The 15,609-nt window shown below is 71.7% G+C and carries 12 protein-coding genes; 5 read left to right on the forward strand and 7 right to left on the reverse strand.

Annotated elements, in window-relative coordinates; genetic code table 11:
• Positions 1-40: 40 nt before the first annotated feature.
• Positions 41-646, forward strand: a complete 606-nt coding sequence (locus tag DP939_RS30315) for a TetR/AcrR family transcriptional regulator (RefSeq protein ID WP_113984255.1) — start codon at positions 41-43, stop codon at positions 644-646.
• Positions 647-649: 3 nt separating this feature from the next.
• Here the strand turns inward: DP939_RS30315 and DP939_RS30320 are convergent, their stop codons facing one another.
• The 3 genes from DP939_RS30320 to DP939_RS30330 all read right to left on the reverse strand — a co-directional run bounded on the left by DP939_RS30320 (position 650) and on the right by DP939_RS30330 (position 5,122).
• Positions 650-2,092 (reverse strand): extracellular solute-binding protein, encoded by a 1,443-nt coding sequence (locus DP939_RS30320; protein ID WP_113984256.1) that lies wholly within the window; start codon positions 2,090-2,092, stop codon positions 650-652.
• A gap of 4 nt (positions 2,093-2,096) precedes the next feature.
• Positions 2,097-3,740: a vWA domain-containing protein gene (locus tag DP939_RS30325; RefSeq protein WP_113984257.1), complete on the reverse strand. Its 1,644-nt coding sequence runs from the start codon at positions 3,738-3,740 to the stop codon at positions 2,097-2,099.
• 566 nt (positions 3,741-4,306) lie between these two features.
• The gene (locus DP939_RS30330) at positions 4,307-5,122 is read right to left on the reverse strand and encodes an SAM-dependent methyltransferase (RefSeq protein ID WP_113984400.1); all 816 of its coding nucleotides are present in this window, start codon (positions 5,120-5,122) and stop codon (positions 4,307-4,309) included.
• Positions 5,123-5,315: 193 nt separating this feature from the next.
• Between DP939_RS30330 and DP939_RS30335 the strand changes: the two genes are divergently transcribed.
• A complete protein-coding gene (locus tag DP939_RS30335) occupies positions 5,316-7,232 on the forward strand; it encodes a LamG-like jellyroll fold domain-containing protein (RefSeq protein WP_113984258.1) in 1,917 nt (638 codons plus the stop codon).
• Between the two features lie 41 nt (positions 7,233-7,273).
• A complete protein-coding gene (locus DP939_RS30340; protein WP_113984259.1) occupies positions 7,274-7,633 on the forward strand; it encodes a hypothetical protein in 360 nt (119 codons plus the stop codon).
• Here DP939_RS30340 and DP939_RS30345 read toward each other — a convergent pair.
• The 3 genes from DP939_RS30345 to DP939_RS30355 all read right to left on the reverse strand — a co-directional run bounded on the left by DP939_RS30345 (position 7,623) and on the right by DP939_RS30355 (position 11,719).
• Positions 7,623-8,402 carry an FHA domain-containing protein gene (locus DP939_RS30345; protein ID WP_113984260.1) on the reverse strand — a complete coding sequence of 260 codons (780 nt, stop codon included), beginning with the start codon at positions 8,400-8,402 and terminating at the stop codon, positions 7,623-7,625. The two genes, DP939_RS30340 and DP939_RS30345, sit on opposite strands and share 11 nt — an antisense overlap.
• An 81-nt stretch (positions 8,403-8,483) precedes the next feature.
• On the reverse strand, positions 8,484-10,874 hold the full coding sequence (locus DP939_RS30350) for a serine/threonine-protein kinase (RefSeq protein WP_113984261.1): 2,391 nt from the start codon (positions 10,872-10,874) through the stop codon (positions 8,484-8,486).
• 164 nt (positions 10,875-11,038) lie between these two features.
• Positions 11,039-11,719: a hydrolase gene (locus tag DP939_RS30355; RefSeq protein WP_225878598.1), complete on the reverse strand. Its 681-nt coding sequence runs from the start codon at positions 11,717-11,719 to the stop codon at positions 11,039-11,041.
• Between DP939_RS30355 and DP939_RS30360 the strand changes: the two genes are divergently transcribed.
• The gene (locus DP939_RS30360) at positions 11,681-12,049 is read left to right on the forward strand and encodes a winged helix-turn-helix transcriptional regulator (RefSeq protein WP_199565519.1); all 369 of its coding nucleotides are present in this window, start codon (positions 11,681-11,683) and stop codon (positions 12,047-12,049) included. The two genes, DP939_RS30355 and DP939_RS30360, sit on opposite strands and share 39 nt — an antisense overlap.
• 358 nt (positions 12,050-12,407) lie before the next feature.
• Positions 12,408-15,101 carry a helix-turn-helix transcriptional regulator gene (locus DP939_RS30365; protein ID WP_158578760.1) on the forward strand — a complete coding sequence of 898 codons (2,694 nt, stop codon included), beginning with the start codon at positions 12,408-12,410 and terminating at the stop codon, positions 15,099-15,101.
• 18 nt (positions 15,102-15,119) lie between these two features.
• On the opposite strand, the gene DP939_RS30370 is transcribed toward DP939_RS30365, so the two are convergent.
• Positions 15,120-15,476: a hypothetical protein gene (locus tag DP939_RS30370; protein ID WP_113984264.1), complete on the reverse strand. Its 357-nt coding sequence runs from the start codon at positions 15,474-15,476 to the stop codon at positions 15,120-15,122.
• Positions 15,477-15,609 lie beyond the last annotated feature (133 nt).

A 15,609-nucleotide genomic window follows, 5' to 3' on the forward strand; every position in this document is an offset into this window, starting at 1 on the left:
ACCGTCTCGTTCGCGCAGCAGGAGTGATGGGCCCCCCGACATGACCGAAGTCGCGCGAACCCCGCGTCTGCGCGGGCGGCCTCGCAGCCAGGAGGTCGACACGGCGGTGCTCGCCGCCGCGCTCGACCTGCTGATCGAGCGCGGCGCCAGCGAGACCAGCATCGAGCAGGTCGCCCAGCGTGCCGGGGTGACCAGGGCCACCGTCTACCGGAGGTTCACCGACAAGACGGCCCTGCTGATCCAGGCCATCGAGTCGGTGCACCAGAACCACGACCCGGACGCCCTGGAGTGGCCGGACCTCGAACACATGCTGGACAACTGGGCGACATACCTGAGCAACCCCCGTAACCGCCGGATGCTGCGCCGCCTGTACGGCGCGGTGGACGACTACCCCGAACTCCTCCAGGCATACCGCAACGCGCACGGCGGCCGCCGCGCCGAGGCCACCCGGGGCGCGCTGCGCCGCTCCTGCGACCAGGGACGGCTGCCCCGGGTGACCGACGTGGGCGTCCTGCAGGAGATGCTCAACGGCGCGGTCCTGCACCACCTCGGCGCCTACCCCGACACCCTCGGCGCCCCGGCGATAAAGGATTTCTTCGTGGCGATCCTCCAGCAGACCGGCTACATCGAGGCCGGCCGGGCATGAGGCTCACTGCGGCACCCGGCAGGGGTCCTCGTCGTACCGCCTGCCGTCCAGCGCCGCCCGCAACGCGTCCGCGAAGCGGCCGAAGTCCAGCTCCTCCGGGGCCAGCTCGTTGACGATCACCCGCCGCGTGCAGTCCCGGAACACCTCACTGAACGTCGCGTAGTGCGTGGCGGGCGGCCGCGCCACCGCCGCCTCCACCGCACTGCGGATCGCCGCGGCGAACCGGCTCAGCTGGCCCGCGGTGATGTCGGGCAGTTCGATGTCATCGCCCGCGGCGGGCGTGGGCGAGGGCTTTTCCAGCCAGGGCAGGTCCTCGCAGGTTCGGGGGGCCGTCCGGTAGACGTCATAGACGCTCTTCAGCACAGGGGCGTAGCCGCTGCACGCGAACAGCCGTTCCTGGATCTCGGCCCCGGCGAGGAACATGATGAACTCGCGCGCCTCTGCGTACTTCGCCGAGGTCGAGGAGATCGCCAGATCGGAACCTCCGAGGACGCCCGCCCCGGGCACAGGGGTCACCCTGAGCATCGGGTCACCGTCCTCGTCCAGCATGGACGGGCTGGCAGCGAGCCGGTGAAAGAAGGACGGCCAGCTCAGCATGTATCCGGCGGCTCTGTTCTCGAACGCCATGAGGCTCGCCTCCTCGTCCATGTCCTCCGCGGGCCCGGCCAGCGCGTTGTTCCGCAGCATCTGCCGCAACCGGTGCAGCGCCTCCAGGGCGAGCCTGGCGTTCCCGGGCTCGTCGAGCACGATCTCGTCCCCATCGTTGATCTTCGCCCCGTGGGCGCTCATCGCCTGCAGGATGTTCACCGTCCCGCCCTCGTAGTCGCCGAGCTGGGCGGCCAGCTTGTGGCGGCTCGCCAGGGACGTGAGCTCGGCGGGCGTGCGGGCGGGGGGCAGGTCGGACCTGCTGAACAGCAGTTGCGCGTCGGTGTAGAACGGCACGGCGTACTGCCGGCCGTCGACGAAACCCGTGCCGAGCGGCTTTCCCAGGAACAGCGCACGCTCTTCCGGCCGGAGCCTGATCTCGCGGACGTACCCATGCCGGGCGAACTCCGTCACCCAGGCCACATCGATGGCGAGGATGTCGAAGGCGCAGCTCCCGGCCTGCGCCTTGGACACCATCGCGGCGCGCACGTCATCGGTGTGCTCGGGCAGCTCCATGACCGTCACCTGCTTGCCCGGCGGGTTCCGGCCGTTCCAGATGGCGACCATGTCGCGGCGAAAGCTCCCCTTGCTCACGTCGTCGCCGGTGGCGAAGGTGAGCCCGGAGTCCTTCGGGCACTTCGGGCCGGGCGCGGCGGCACCGCGCGTGCCGACCGTGATCATCGCCGCCACCAGGCTGACGCTCATGAGCATCGCCCAGACGACACGCCTGGCCCTGCTCTGGCTCCGCCACCAGCGCGGGGCCTTCCGGCCACGGCCGCCCTTCCCGTGAACCGCGGTCATCGACCTACCACTTCCGCAGGTGTGTGATCATCGTGCGCAGTGCGTTCTCGACATCGGGGCCGGACTTCACACAGACCATCCGCCCGGCCTGCCCGGCACGGCGCTCCTGCCTGTCGGGCAGCCCGCGGGGACAGGCCCCCTCTCCGATCACCAGGATGTACAGGCCGTGTATCTTCGGGTTCTCGGCGATGGCCTCGGCGATGGCCTTCTCCGGGGTGCGGCCTTCCCGGCCCAGCGGCCCGCCGTCGGTGATGACGGCGACCGTGAACGAATCCTCGTGATCGTCCAGCAGTCCGATCATCTCGGATATGCGGCCGTCGGGCAGGCGCGGGGCGGGCGCGGCGATGCGCTGGGCCAACTGCGGCAACTGCGTCCGGGACTGATTGCCCGACGGGTTGGGGAGATCGGTGGTGTCGCCCTTCTTGTAGAACCGGCCCAGTGAGATCCGGTCGTCCTCGTTGAGGATCGGGCCGATCGCGGGGAACGCCTTACGCGTTCTGGCGAGCAGGTCGGCCGATTGCCGGGACATCGATCCGGAGACGTCGAGCACCATTTCCGTGACGATCCTGGGGACCTTGTTCTCGAAATCGGTGTACGCCGTTGTGAGCGCGTCCGCATCGGTGGCCCGGCCACCGCGCGAAGGTTCGGGGACGCTCTTGTCCGGCCGTCCGCATGTTCCCGGGGTGGCGTCGAACAGCGGATGGGCGACGAGCCAGCACTCGAACTCCCCGGCCGCCCGGCGCAGTTCCGGATTCTTCACGGTGTCGGTCCAGTTGATCGTGACGAACGGGTAATCCAGGGTCGAGAGGTCCGGGGAGGAGAGCGGGCGCAGATCGAGTTTTCCGGCGCGAGGCCGGGGGACCTTGCACCCTTCCTGGTCGAGACCCGATCGGTTGTAGTCGATGACGGCGTGCTTCGGGATCAGCAGGGCCGTCCTCCCCCACTCGTCGTCACGCGTGCGGGCGACCTCGCACATCAGGCCGATGACGCTCCCGCCGCCACGCGCCGTGTTCGCCGCGGCGTCCGCCTCCCCGGCGGCCATGAGGTCGGCGGCGGCGATGAGACCGGCCGTCGAGATCCCCGGCAGCGGGTGCAGGGGCGGGCCGAGCCTTGCGGTCACGTCCCGAAGCGCCAGACCGGAGAAGAGGCGCAGCTCGTCCGCCTCGTGGGCGCCCATCGCGACCACCAGGCGATCGGAGCCCACCGAGCGGCCCAGGACGGGCGGCAGCACCGATTCGGTCAGCTTCCCCCGCACGTACCCCACCTCGCCCGTGCTGTCCGCGATCCAGGCGTTCGGGTACAGACCCAGCGCGCTTTGGTGCGTGTCGGACACCAGTGCGCTGTCTTGGCGCCAGTCGTTGTCCAGCCCGCGGATCAACTCGGTTATCGGCGGCGTGGGACTCACCAGGATCTGGTACTTCGGGCAGCCGTCGACGGAGGCCGTCCGGGTGAACTCGGTGGCCTTCTTCCGTACCGCGGAGATGTTCTCCGGCGCGGTGATCACGGTGAGCTGCAGTGCCGCCCCGCAGGGGGGTGGCCACACCAGCCGATGCAGGGCGGCCACTCCTTGCGGGGCGTAGACGATCGCTCCGTACAGCATCACGGCCACCCAGAGGGCGGCGATCGGGAACGCGGCCTTCCGCGACATCTCGCGGACACGCCGCCCCCATGAGCCGCGCCGTTGACCGCGCCGTTGACCGCTCTGCTGACCGTGGCGCGGGACGAGGCGGCCGAGCGCCGCCCGTACTCGCGCGGGCGCCCTGGCGAGGATGGTCTCCCGCGTTCTTTTGCGCAGTACGAGACTTAGTGCCAGCCCGATAAGGGGGCAAACGGCTAAAAGTCCTAAAACGGGGGGCGAGGTTATCGGACTGATCGATGCCCAGAAACCATTGATGATCAACCCGACGACGGTGGCGACGGCGGAGTCCGCCGCCGTCTGCCCGATCGATCGGCCGTTGGGAGGTCGTGGCCCGTCATCTCGGCCGCCGGTGACGTCTTCTTCGGACGGAGGGGACGCGGTCATCGGGTGCCCGTCGACGAATGCGGTGGGTTTCCTGGGCGGCCGCGGCTCGCTTGATCTTTCGCGAAACAACGGCAACCGGCAGGAATCATAGCCGCCATGTCGTCTTATGACATTACAGTCGTTGTTCCCAATTTATAAATTACCGTCGGGGCGAATGAGAAACTTATTCGTGTTTCATCCCGCCCGGCGGGTCACGGCACGCGGCCGACGCCGCAGAGTACGCCCACGCCGCCCGGGCCGCTGAGCGACGGGTCCAGGGCGACCTCGCCGCGCCAGTCGTTCACCTGTACCAGGCCCGGCTCCAGTAGCTCCAGGCCCTCGAAGAGGGCGGCGATCTGGTCGCGTCCGCGAAGGGTGACGTTGCCGGCGGTGGTCTTGCTGTAGAGCCGGCGGCCCTCGGCCACCACCTCGCGGTCCAACTCGCCCGCCGTCACATGCGAGATCACCAGGTGGCTGCCCGAGGGCACGGAGTCGCGGACGGCGCGGACGAGGCCCTGGACCTGCTCGTCGTCGGGGATGAAGTGGAGCACCGCGACCATGAGCACCGCCAGCGGGCGCCGGAAGTCGAGATGCGCGGCGACCTCCGGGTGGCCCAGGATGGCCTTGGGCTCGCGCATGTCGCCCTTGACCACGATGGTGTCAGGGGTGTCGGCGAGCAGCGCACGGGCGTGGGTCAGCACGATGGGGTCGTTGTCCACGTAGACGACCTTGCTCGCGCCGCCGGAGCGCCGGGCCACCTGGTGGACGTTGTCCTGGGTCGGCAGGCCGGTGCCGATGTCGAGGTACTGGTCGATCCCCATCTCGGCGAGCGCCCGCACGGCCCGGCCCAGGAACGCCCGGTTGGCCCGGGCCGCGTCCTTGGCGTTGGGGGACAGCCGCACGATCTGCGCGGCGGCCTCGCGGTCGGCGGCGAAGTTGTCCTTGCCGCCGAGCAGATGGTCGTAAATCCGCGCCACACTCGGCACCGTCGGATCGACGCCCGCCGGGGCCTGCTCCCGCTCGATCATGTCCACTCCTGGAAACTCGCGCCTTTACGGATCTTAAAGGAACCTCTAAGAGACGGTGGGCGAGGGGTCCGGGTGTGTCGATCACCGGGCCCCCGATGTTCGGGTGCTCGCCATCGGCCCGTCATGCGTGGGCGGGACAGTGCTGCGGTCACCACCGCCGACCGGCGGCCGAGCAGGATGAGGACCAACACGCATGAACGGCAAGGACAACGTCGTCGAGGGCGTCGGGCGCAGGGGACTGCTACGCGCGGCGGTCACGACCCCCGTGGCCGCGGCGGGGGTCGCGTGGGCGGGCGCACCCGCCGAGGCCACCGGGGCCGACGCGGCCGGCGGGTTCGGGCGGGGGCGGTTCGACCCGCACAGTCCCCGGTTCACGATCGCCGTGCTGCCCGACACCCAGTACCTCTTCGACGAGGACAGCTCCGACCCCGAGCCGCTGCGCGAGACCTTCCGCTACCTCGCCGAGCGGCGCGAGGAGCGGAACATCGCCTTCCTGGCGCACCTCGGGGACGTCACCGAGCACGGCAGCGCGCACGAGATCGGGCTGGCCGACCGGGCGTTCCGCGCGGTGGACGGGCGCGTGCCGTACAGCGTGCTCGCGGGCAACCACGACGTGGACTCCCGGACCGATGACCAGCGCGGCGACACCCCCTACCTGCGCGCCTTCGGGCCCCGCCGGTACGCGCGGATGCCGACGTTCGGCGGCGCGTCGCCGGACGGCTACAACAGCTACCACGTCCTGACCGCCGCGAACCGCCGCTGGCTGGTGCTCGCGCTGGACTGGCGGATCTCCGACAAGGGCCTCGCCTGGGCACAGGACGTCATCGACCGGCACCCCCGGCTCCCCGCCATCCTCACCACGCACGAACTCGCCGTGGCCGACGAGCAGGGGCAGGCCCGGCTGTCCGACCACGGACGGCGGCTGTGGGAGCGGTTGATCCGGCGCAACGACCAGATCTTCCTCGCCCTGGGCGGCCACTACTGGCCGCCCGGACGTACCGTCCTGAACAACGACGCGGGCCACCCCGTCCACCTCCACCTGGCCAACTACCAGGACCGCTACTACGGCGGCGCGGCGATGATCCGCCTGTACTCCTTCGACCTCGTCCGCGACGTGATCGACGTGGAGACCGTCTCGCCCTGGCTGCTGTCCGAAAAGCCCGGCCGCCGGACCCTCCTCGCCGCCGAGAACCTGGAGCTGACCGGCCCGGTGGACCGGTTCAGCCTCGAACTCGACGCCGCCCGGCGCTTCGCGGGCTTCGCCCCGGCGCCGCAGCCCGGCCCCCGCCCGCCCCGGGCCGTACTGCCCAGGGGCACCGCGGCCTACTGGCGCTTCGACGCGGCGGGCCTGCCCGGCGCGGGCGCCGCCGGACGGCCCGTGCCGGACGGCGCCGTCGTCCGCGACCTCAGCGGCAACGGCAACGACCTCACCGTCACCCGGCTGCACGCCAGTGCCGCCGAGGTGCTGACCTGGTCCGACGAGCACCACGGCGACCAGCCGGGACACGCCAGCCTGCGCTTCGACGGCGGCAAGTCCCCCGACCGCGGCGCGGTGCTCAGGACGGCGGCGGGCGCGCCGCTGAACGCCGCGAAGTTCGAGTCCGGCTACACCATCGAGGTGTTCCTGAAACTCCCCGAGCCCTTCGAGGGCGATCACGCCTGGATGGGCATCCTGAGCTGGGAGGGACGCAGCGGGGACGCGGGCAAGTCCAGCGGCTGGTCTCCGGACGAGCCGACGTGCAGCCTCAACCTCTCACCGGAGCGGTTCCTGCAGTACGTCGTCTACCCGGTGGACCGGGACGCCGACCCGACCTCGTGGAGCCACGCGCTGCCGACCGGCCGCTGGACGCACGTGGCGGTCGTCAACGACGGCAGGCGCACGGTGGTGTACGTCGACGGGTCGAAGATCGCCCGCAACCCCGCCCAGCCCTCGAAGGGGATCTCCACCCTGGGCAAGCCGTTCGCGATCGGCGGCACGCAGTTCGCCGAGCGGTACGGGCAGGGCTACTACGGTTGGATCGGGGACGTGCGCATCGTGTCCCGCGCGCTGCGCCCCGCCGAGTTCATGACCCCCTCCACCCCGGGACCCCTCCCGGAGTCGGCTGGATAAAACCACGGTGAAATCCCACAAAGCCACCGAAAGGGAAGCCCATGCACCGGCTGCTCATCACCGTCCTGACCCTCGCGACGATCATGATGCTGGCGCCCGCCGTCACCGCCGCCCCGGCGCACGCCGCCGCCGCCAAGCCCAACCTGCGCGCCTGCTACGACGGCAAGTGCAAGTTCACCTTCACCAGGCCGGTGAGCTTCCGCGTCGCCAAGCGGTACCGCCTGGGCCGGGTGCGCGTCGCCCGGGTGTACAACGGCGCGTTCGGCGGCCACCTGGTGCAGGTCTCCGGGCCCGGCCTGGTCTCGACCCTCAGCGAGGGCGCCAGGGGCACCCTCAACGGGCTGTCCTTCCGCGTGCTGGCGATCACCTCCCGGGGCGCGACCATCCGCTTCACCGGGTGACCACAGGGTCGGACTCCAGCAGGTCGAGGTGCGGCGGGACCAGCGTGGTCGACTCCACCAGGCCCTTGAGCAGGTTGTGCAGCAGGTTGTTCTCGTAGGGGCGGCCGGAGGAGACGTCGTGCAGCAGCGGGTACGGGAAGCCACCGGCGTGCAGCCGGTGGCGCACCGCCTCGACCCGGCCCTCGATCGTGCGCACCCGCCAGTTGTCGTCCGGACGCAGGTAGGCCAGCCGGTCCGCGGCCTGCTTGTAGGTCAGCGGCCGGGGGGCCTCCTCGTACAGCAGGTAGTGCTCGCCGAGGACCACCAGCAGCAGCAGCTCGGTGTCGTTCAGCTCCCAGATCTTGGGCGGGATGGTATCGGCCTGGTGGCGGTTGACGCGGGTCTCGCCGTCCTGGCCGGTCACGTACAGCTCCACCAGATGCTGGCGGTAGCCCGAGCCGCGGATGAACAGCGGGGTGTAGCCGTCGTCCAGCGGGACGGGATCGGTGGAGTCGTGCATCATCCGGCCGCGGGGCAGGCGCATCAACTGGCGGCCCAGGTTGCGCAGCCACCAGCGGCCGGCCTGGTAGGTGAGTTCGGCGTGCCTGCGGCTGACCGACAGGTCGTCCACGCCCACGCTCAGATCGACGTCCGGGCGTTCGGCCCGGCCCAGCCGGATGGTACGGCCGGGCCGCGGCCCCACCCTGATGCCCGCCACGACCGTACGGGCGTGCAGTGTCCCCGGACGGGCCGGGTCGACGCCGTGCGCGAGGCTGTTGGGAACGCTCATCGGTACGCCTCCTTGGTGCTCGTTGAACGCGCGCACTTGCAAGGGTCTCCCAGTCCGTCCGGAGCGGTCCCGGACGGGCGCTCAACCGGCCCGCAGCCGGGCCGTCGCCGGACCGGCGAGGCCCTTGGCCATCTCGCACAGCCGGTCCATCGGCCGCGAACCGCCGACCGACAGGCGCAGCTTCTCCACCGCGATGCGGCCCCGGTCGTCGGTGTAGGAGCGGTACACCACCTGGACCAGGCACGTCTCCTCGCCGTCGCCCTCCGCCTCGACGAACAAGGAGTAGCCGTTGTAGCGCGCGGGCGTGCCGTCGTCCCCGGCGCTGGGCGGCTGGTCGCGGTCGAACCGCAGGTCCACCCAGGTGTCGCTGGTGGTGCTGCGCCAGCCGCACGTCCAGCCGCCGAACCCGACATCGGGGCTTCGCGCGTCGATGCCGGGGACGATCTCCAGGGACTCGGGGCGGAGCAGCGCGCAGGCGTCCCGGTACACCAGGGAGGTGGCGGGCAGCGGCTCGGTACGGCGGCCGATGGGGCCCTGGCCGAGCGTGTCGGCGGTGTGGGTGGCGGTGGCGTCGGCGATGGCGCACAGATCGGCCTTGCCGGGCTCGTCCCAGCTCTCCCAGTCGGCGGACAGGCGGACCAGGGTGTCGGTCACGCCGGGCATGAGGATCGTGCGCGCGCACTCGTCGTCGTCGGTGTCGACATTGATGATCGCGATGCCGCGGACGGTCCGGGACGGCGGGGCCAGGTCGGGGGAGGGGTCGTGGTCCAGCCACACCTGGACGTCGATCGCGCCTCCGGTGGGCGGGGAGAGGATGACATCGCACCGGTTGAAGTTGCCGTAGTCGGGGTCGATCTGCGCCCGGCCGTACCGGCGGAGCTGCACGGGGTCCAGCAGCTTGCAGAGGTCGGCGGTGGGGGGAGCGCCGATCCAGGCGGCCCAGCGGGCGGGCGTGATGCCGGGGGAGGACGAGGACGCGGCGACGGGCACCCCGCCGCGGCCCTCATCGCCGCCGGCCAGGCGCTCGTACACGAACCGGCCGACGAGGACCAGGCCGGCGAGCGTGGCCAGCGTGACGACCAGCAGTACGGGCCGCCGCCACCTCCTCAGCGGCGCCGGCCGCCTTGCGCCCCTACCGGCACCGGGCGCGGAGGCGCCTTTGGGCGCGGCGGCGGACCCATGCGCGATGACGATCTCAGAGGCGGCCCCCACCCCCAACGCGGCAGCCCCGGCCACCCCACCGGGCCCACCGGACGCCCCGGCGGGCCCGGTGCCGGATGCCCCGGCGTCGCCGGGGGGCGCGGGTGCGTCGGATGTCCCCGCCGGGCCGGGTGTCCCGGACATCCCGGCTTCGCCGGGCTGTCCAGGAGGGCCGGACGTCGCGGCCGTCCCGGAGGCGGCGGACTCAGGGGCCACGCCGGGTGTCCCGGGTGTCTCGGGTGTCTCGGGTGTCTCGGGTGTCTCGGAACCGCTGAGTGCGGGGGCCTCGGGGTGTGCGGGTGTGCCGGGGCTTGCCGGTGTGTCGGTGGCCGGGCCGGGGGGCTCGGGGGTTGCGGGTGTGTCGGGGGTCGTCCCCGGAGCGTCGGGGGGTGTGGGGGTTCGTGGCGTTCCGGATGCGCCGGACGTGAGGGCCCAGGTGGGGACGACGGGCTCTTCGGGGACGGACCAGCCGGCGATCTCGGCGAGGCGTCGGCGGGCCTCGCGTACGTCCGGGCGTTCGCGTGGATCGTGCCGCAGCATCTCGCCCAGTGGCTCGGTGAGCGGTCCGACGTCGGCCGTCATGATGAGGGGCGCTCGCACCGCCTCCCACGCCGTGATGTACGAGTCCGAGGAGTCATCGCCGTGGTCGTCGCCGCCCCGGAGCGGTGGTCTCCCGGCGACCAGCGCGTACACGGTGGCCCCCAGCGAGAACACGTCCGATCTCGGCTCCGGGCGGCCCATGATGACCTCGGGCGCGGCATAGCCGACCGTGTAGCTGATGGCCCCGTTGGGACTGATCGTGCTCCGGCCGCCGATGCGGTAGGCGGCACCGAAGTCGGCCAGCTTGGCGGTGCCGCCCCCGGCGTCCACGATGTTGCCCGGCTTGACGTCGAGATGCACGATGCCCTTGGCGTGCAGGGCGGCCAGTGCGTGGGCCACCTGCGCGCCCGTGAGCGCCGCCTCCCTGGGCGACATCGGCGAGCGGCCGTCGAGATTGCCGCCCGGCACGTGTTCCATCACCAGCCAGGAGAAGTCGTCGCCGGGGTCGTGCAAGGTGTCGTACAGGGTGACCACGTGCGGGTGGTTGAACGCGGCCAGCGCGCGCGCCTCCGCCTGCAGGCGGTTGAGGCCGGTGGTGTCCCCCACGATGCGTTTGAGCACGACATCGCGGTTGAGGGTGTGGTCCTTGGCCAGCCACACTTCGGTGAGGCTCCCACTGAGCAGGCACTTGACCAGCCCATAGCGCCCGCCGACCGTCGAGCCCTCGCGCACCGCCGTCTCCCCTCACCGATCGTACGGGACAGCGCACGCTCCGAATCTACTGTCCTGACGGGCGATCCGACACCGTAATCCGGAACCCTGCTGAAAGTGCGTTCCGCCAGCCGGTGTTCCTTTTGTGGGCCGGACTTGGGGCAGGCCGGTGCGGCGGGGAGGCGTCATTTCTTGGAGAATCCCGCGAGGACGTAGTTGACGCCCTGCCCCCAGGCGCCCATGTGGTCGCGGACGATCTCATTGACGGGCTCGTAGGTCTCCGTCCGCGCCCAGTCGCGCTGCAACTCGGACAGGACGCTCACGGTGCTGACCGGAACGACGCCCTTCTGGGTCATGCGCAGGATCGCGGCGTTGTGCGTCTCGGCGGTCATCCCCGCGGACGCGTCGATGACGGCGAAGACCTCGTACCCCGCCTCGACCGCGGAGATCGCGGGGAAGGTCAGGCAGACCTCGGTCCACAGACCGGCGATGATCAGGCGGCGCCGGCCGGTGGCCTCGACCGCGGCCCGGAAGGCGCCGTCCTGCCATGCGTTGATGCAGGACCGGTTGATGATCTCAAGGTCGGGGAGGACGCGCGTGATCTCCGGGATCACCGGACCGCCGAAGGTGTCGGCCGCGATGGAGCTGAGCACCGTGGGCAGACGGAACAGCCTGCCCAGTTTGGCCAGGGCGGTCACGTTGTTCACCAGGGTCTGAGGGTCGGCGCTGCCCGCCCCGAAGATCATCTGGGGCTGGTGGTCGATGAGGAGCAGAGCGGCAGCTCTACTACCCTTTTGCAAGTGACTAACAATTGGTAAGCTGCAAGTGTGTCCACATACCGACCCGACTTCTGCTCCCGCTACCACCGGGCCGTCGAGATGATCGGCCGCCGCTGGGCCGGGGTGATCTTGCGGGAACTGCTCCGGGGGGCCACGCGCTTCGGGCAGCTCAGCGACGCCATACCCGACATGAGCGACAAGCTGCTCTCCGAACGGCTCAAGCGCTTCGAGAGCGAAGGCATCGTCGAGCGCGTCGTGCTCCCGACCACCCCGGTGACCATCGAGTACCGGCTCACGGACAAGGGCCGCGCCCTTGAGGCGGCCGTCCGGGAGCTCTCCGCCTGGGCCGAGACCTGGCTGCCCGCCGACGCGGAGCAGGAGGCGTCCGGCGAGGCTCCCGGCCTCGCGCCGAGTTGAGAACGGTCAGAAGACGATCGGTTCCTCGTCCAGGGAGATCGCGTGATGTCGGGCGGGATGTCGTACCGGGGCGGACAAGCGCGCCGGCCGAGCGGGTGCGAACGCGAACCGATGGACGCGCCGGTGCTGACAACGATGCTCATCGCAGTCCCTTTTCTCGTCTCGTCACCGGTGACGCTACGGGCGGAGGGACGCCGATCGCGTGCGTCGAACGACGTAACCGCGAGCTCCCGGCCAGATGGCCTTCCGAAGATCACAGCCGGGGTCACCGGCATCCGTCACAGGCGCTGGAGCGCCCGGACCGATTGGGGAAGATGATGTCGGTGGCGAAGTCCGTTGCATTCCCCGGGGAGCCCGGGTGAGGAGGAACGCCCTGGTGGGCCGGGACGGCGAGCTGGCCGGGCTGCGTGACGCGCTCGACCGGTCACCACACCGGGGCGGCACGCTGATCCTGCGCGGCGAGGCGGGGGTGGGCAAGTCGGCGCTGCTGGCCGCCGCCCGGACCGAGGCGGCCGGGCGGCGGCTGCGGGTGCTGCGCATCGCCGCGGTCCAGGCGGAGTTCCGCCTGCCCTTCGCCGGTGTGGACACGCTGTTACGCCAGCTCGCCGGCGGCGCCGCCGTCTCCGGGCAGGACAACCCCTACCAGGTCGCCCTCACCGTCCTGACCCTGCTCACCGAGGCCGCTGAGGACCGGCCGCTGGTCCTTTCCGTGGAGGACGCGCAGTGGCTGGACCAGCCGAGCTGGGAGGCGCTGGCGTTCGTGGGCAGGCGGCTGGAGGCGGACCCGGTCCTGTTGCTGATGGCGATGCGGGACGGCGAGGAGACCGAGGCCAGGCTGGCCGGAGCGGGCCTGGCCGAACTGCGCGTCCCCCCGCTGGACCAGGCGCACGCGGCCGCGCTGCTGGACCGCCACGCTCCCGGCCTGCGCCCCGACCTGCGCTCCAGGGTCCTGACGGAGGCGGCGGGCAACCCGCTCGGCCTGATGGAACTGGCCGTCGCGGCGACCCGGTTCGGCGAGGACACCCTGCCGCCCGCCTCGCTGCCGCTCACCACCCGGCTGGAGCGGACGTTCGCCGTCGTGGTCTCCCAGCTGCCCGCCCCGACACGGTCGCTGCTGCTGGTCGCCGCCCTCAACGACGGCGACCGGCTGGACGAGATCCTCACCGCGGGATCGCTGGAGGCGGGCGAACCGGTCACGCTCGCGGCCCTCGAACCGGCCGTCTCGGCCCGCCTGCTCGACATCGACAGCACCTACCGGGTCAGCTTCCGCCATCCCCTGGTGCGCTCGTCGATACGCCAGCAGGCGGGCCCGGTGAAGCGGCGTCAGGTGCACGCCGCGCTCGCGCAGGTGCTGCGGGACGCCGACCGCCGGGTGTGGCACCGGGCGGCCGTGACGATCGGGCCCGACGAGGAGATCGCCGCCGACCTGGCCGCCATGGCCGAGCGGGCACGCGAGCGCGGAGCGCTCAGCACGGCGGTGGCGGCGCTGCAGCGGGCCGCGCAGCTGTGCACCAGGCCCGCCGAACGGTCCTGCCTGCTCGTCGACGCCGCCGAGCTGGCGTACGACGTCGGCGACTCCCAGACCTTCGAGCAGTTGCTACGCGTCATCTCCGAGCCCGATCTGCCCGCGGCCGAGCGGGCGCGCCTGCACTGGATGCGCGAGATCGCCGCCGGCGAGTGGTCGGGTGCCAGCCGCTTCGTGAGCCATGCGGCGATCGCGGAGCGGATGCTCCTGGCCGGGGACACCGACCGGGCCGTGCGGACACTGCAGATGATCAGCCTGCGGTGCTGGTGGTCCAATCCGGACCCGGCCACCCGCGAGGCCATCCTCGCCGTGGCCGACCGGCTCGACCTCGACCCGCTGGACCCCCGCCTGCTCTATGTCCTGGCGCTGGCGGGCCCGATCGAGCGGGGGGCCGACACCCTCGACCGGCTGTCCCACCTGATGTCCCAGGACGAGCCCGGCCCCGTGCATCTGCATCTGCTCGCCGTGGCCTCCGGCGCGCTCGGAGCGCCCGGGCCGTCCATCGTGTTCATGGCCGCCGCCGTCGCGGGGCTGCGCGACCAGGGGCGGCTCGGCCTGCTGGCCCAGGCCCTCGTCCACCAGGCGTTCGCGGCGGCCCAGCTGGGGGACACGGTCCTGGCCCTGACCGCGGCCACGGAGGCCGGTGGCCTCGCGGCGGAGACCGGGCAGGGGCGGTGGGTGCTGACGGCCCAGCTGACGCGCGCCCAGGCCGAGGCCCTGCGGGGCAACGGCGAGGCCGCACGCGCCCTCGCGGACCAGGCCGAACGCATGCTGCTGTCCATCGGGGCCTATCCGATGCTGGCGATGGTGCAGCAGGTCAGGGGCATCGACGCGCTGAGCGACGGCCGGTACGCGGAGGCCTACGACCACCTGCGCCGCATCGTCGAGCCCACGGACACCGCCTACCACGCCTACATGCGCTTCTCCGTGCTCGCGTACCTGGCGGAGGCGGGCACGCGCTGCGGCAGGCACGACGACGTGCGCCGCGTGGCCGCCGAACTGGAGCCGTTCGCCGCCGCCACCGGGTCTCCGGCGCTGAAGGCCGGACTGGCCTGCGCCCGCGCCCTGGCCGCGCCCGACGACGCGGCGGAGCCGCTGTTCCTGACCGGCATCGCGGACGACCTGGCGGCGTGGCCCTTCGAGCGGGCGCGGCTCCAGCTCGCCTACGGCGCGTGGCTGCGCCGCCGGCGCCGTTCGGTGGAGTCGCGCCCGCCGCTGCGCGCGGCCATCGGCGCCCTGGAGGCCCTGGGCGCCGCCCCCTGGGCGGAACGGGCCCGCCAGGAGCTGCGCGCCTCCGGCGAGACGATCCGCCGGGCCCGGGACGGACGCGACGACCTCACCCCGCAGGAGCGGCAGATCGCGCGGCTCGCCGCCGAAGGGCTGCCGAACAGGGAGATCGCCGCCCGTCTGTTCCTGTCCTCGCGGACGGTGAGCACCCACCTGTACCGCATCTATCCCAAGCTCGGCGTCAGCTCGCGCACCGAGCTGGCCCGCGTCATGTCGGCGACACCGGGCACGCGTTCATGACGTGGCCGCGCGAGAAGGTCACCCGGCGAAGTCGGCCTTGTCGTTGAACCACCCGGGCACGGCCGCCCACGCCTCCCCGGCGACGACCTGGAACGTCAGGCCGTCCCTGTTGCTGTGGAGGAACACGGTCTCGCCGGGCTTCGAGGCCCAGCTCCTGAGCGAGGAGACCTTGTACCTGACGTAGGAGGGGAGGGCGGCGTTGTAATGGCCGTTCAGCCACTCGAAGCAGTCGCCGCCGTAGGTGGTGTCGGTGTAGACCTGCGCGTAGCCCGGCGATCCGAAGTGGGTGCAGTCGCCGCCGAAGGCGTTCGGGGTGCCGGGGAACGTGAGGAGACCGGCCACGAGCGCCGCGGCGACCAGGCCCGCCCTCTTCATGGTCGACCTCATTTTCATACCCCTTCCGGGTCGGTCTTTTGTTCCTTGACGCCTCTGACAATGCGCCTAAGGTGAGGTCTGAGGCATGCGTCATCTGACTGAACCGGCGGGCCGGGACCGGTCCCCCGGGCGG

It is taken from the genome of Spongiactinospora rosea (genome assembly GCF_003315795.1).
GTDB classification, from domain to species: Bacteria; Actinomycetota; Actinomycetes; order Streptosporangiales; family Streptosporangiaceae; genus Spongiactinospora; species Spongiactinospora rosea.

Bases quoted from the DNA above. Each gene is read 5' to 3' on its own strand.
- DP939_RS30340 (WP_113984259.1), top strand. From the start codon at position 7,274: ATGCACCGGCTGCTCATCACCGTCCTGACCCTCGCGACGATCATGATG.
- DP939_RS30320 (WP_113984256.1), bottom strand. From the start codon at position 2,092: ATGACCGCGGTTCACGGGAAGGGCGGCCGTGGCCGGAAGGCCCCGCGC.
- DP939_RS30325 (WP_113984257.1), bottom strand. From the start codon at position 3,740: ATGTCGCGGAAGGCCGCGTTCCCGATCGCCGCCCTCTGGGTGGCCGTG.
- DP939_RS30370 (WP_113984264.1), bottom strand. From the start codon at position 15,476: ATGAAGAGGGCGGGCCTGGTCGCCGCGGCGCTCGTGGCCGGTCTCCTC.
- DP939_RS30315 (WP_113984255.1), top strand. From the start codon at position 41: ATGACCGAAGTCGCGCGAACCCCGCGTCTGCGCGGGCGGCCTCGCAGC.
- DP939_RS30335 (WP_113984258.1), top strand. From the start codon at position 5,316: ATGAACGGCAAGGACAACGTCGTCGAGGGCGTCGGGCGCAGGGGACTG.
- DP939_RS30345 (WP_113984260.1), bottom strand. From the start codon at position 8,402: ATGAGCGTTCCCAACAGCCTCGCGCACGGCGTCGACCCGGCCCGTCCG.
- DP939_RS30330 (WP_113984400.1), bottom strand. From the start codon at position 5,122: ATGATCGAGCGGGAGCAGGCCCCGGCGGGCGTCGATCCGACGGTGCCG.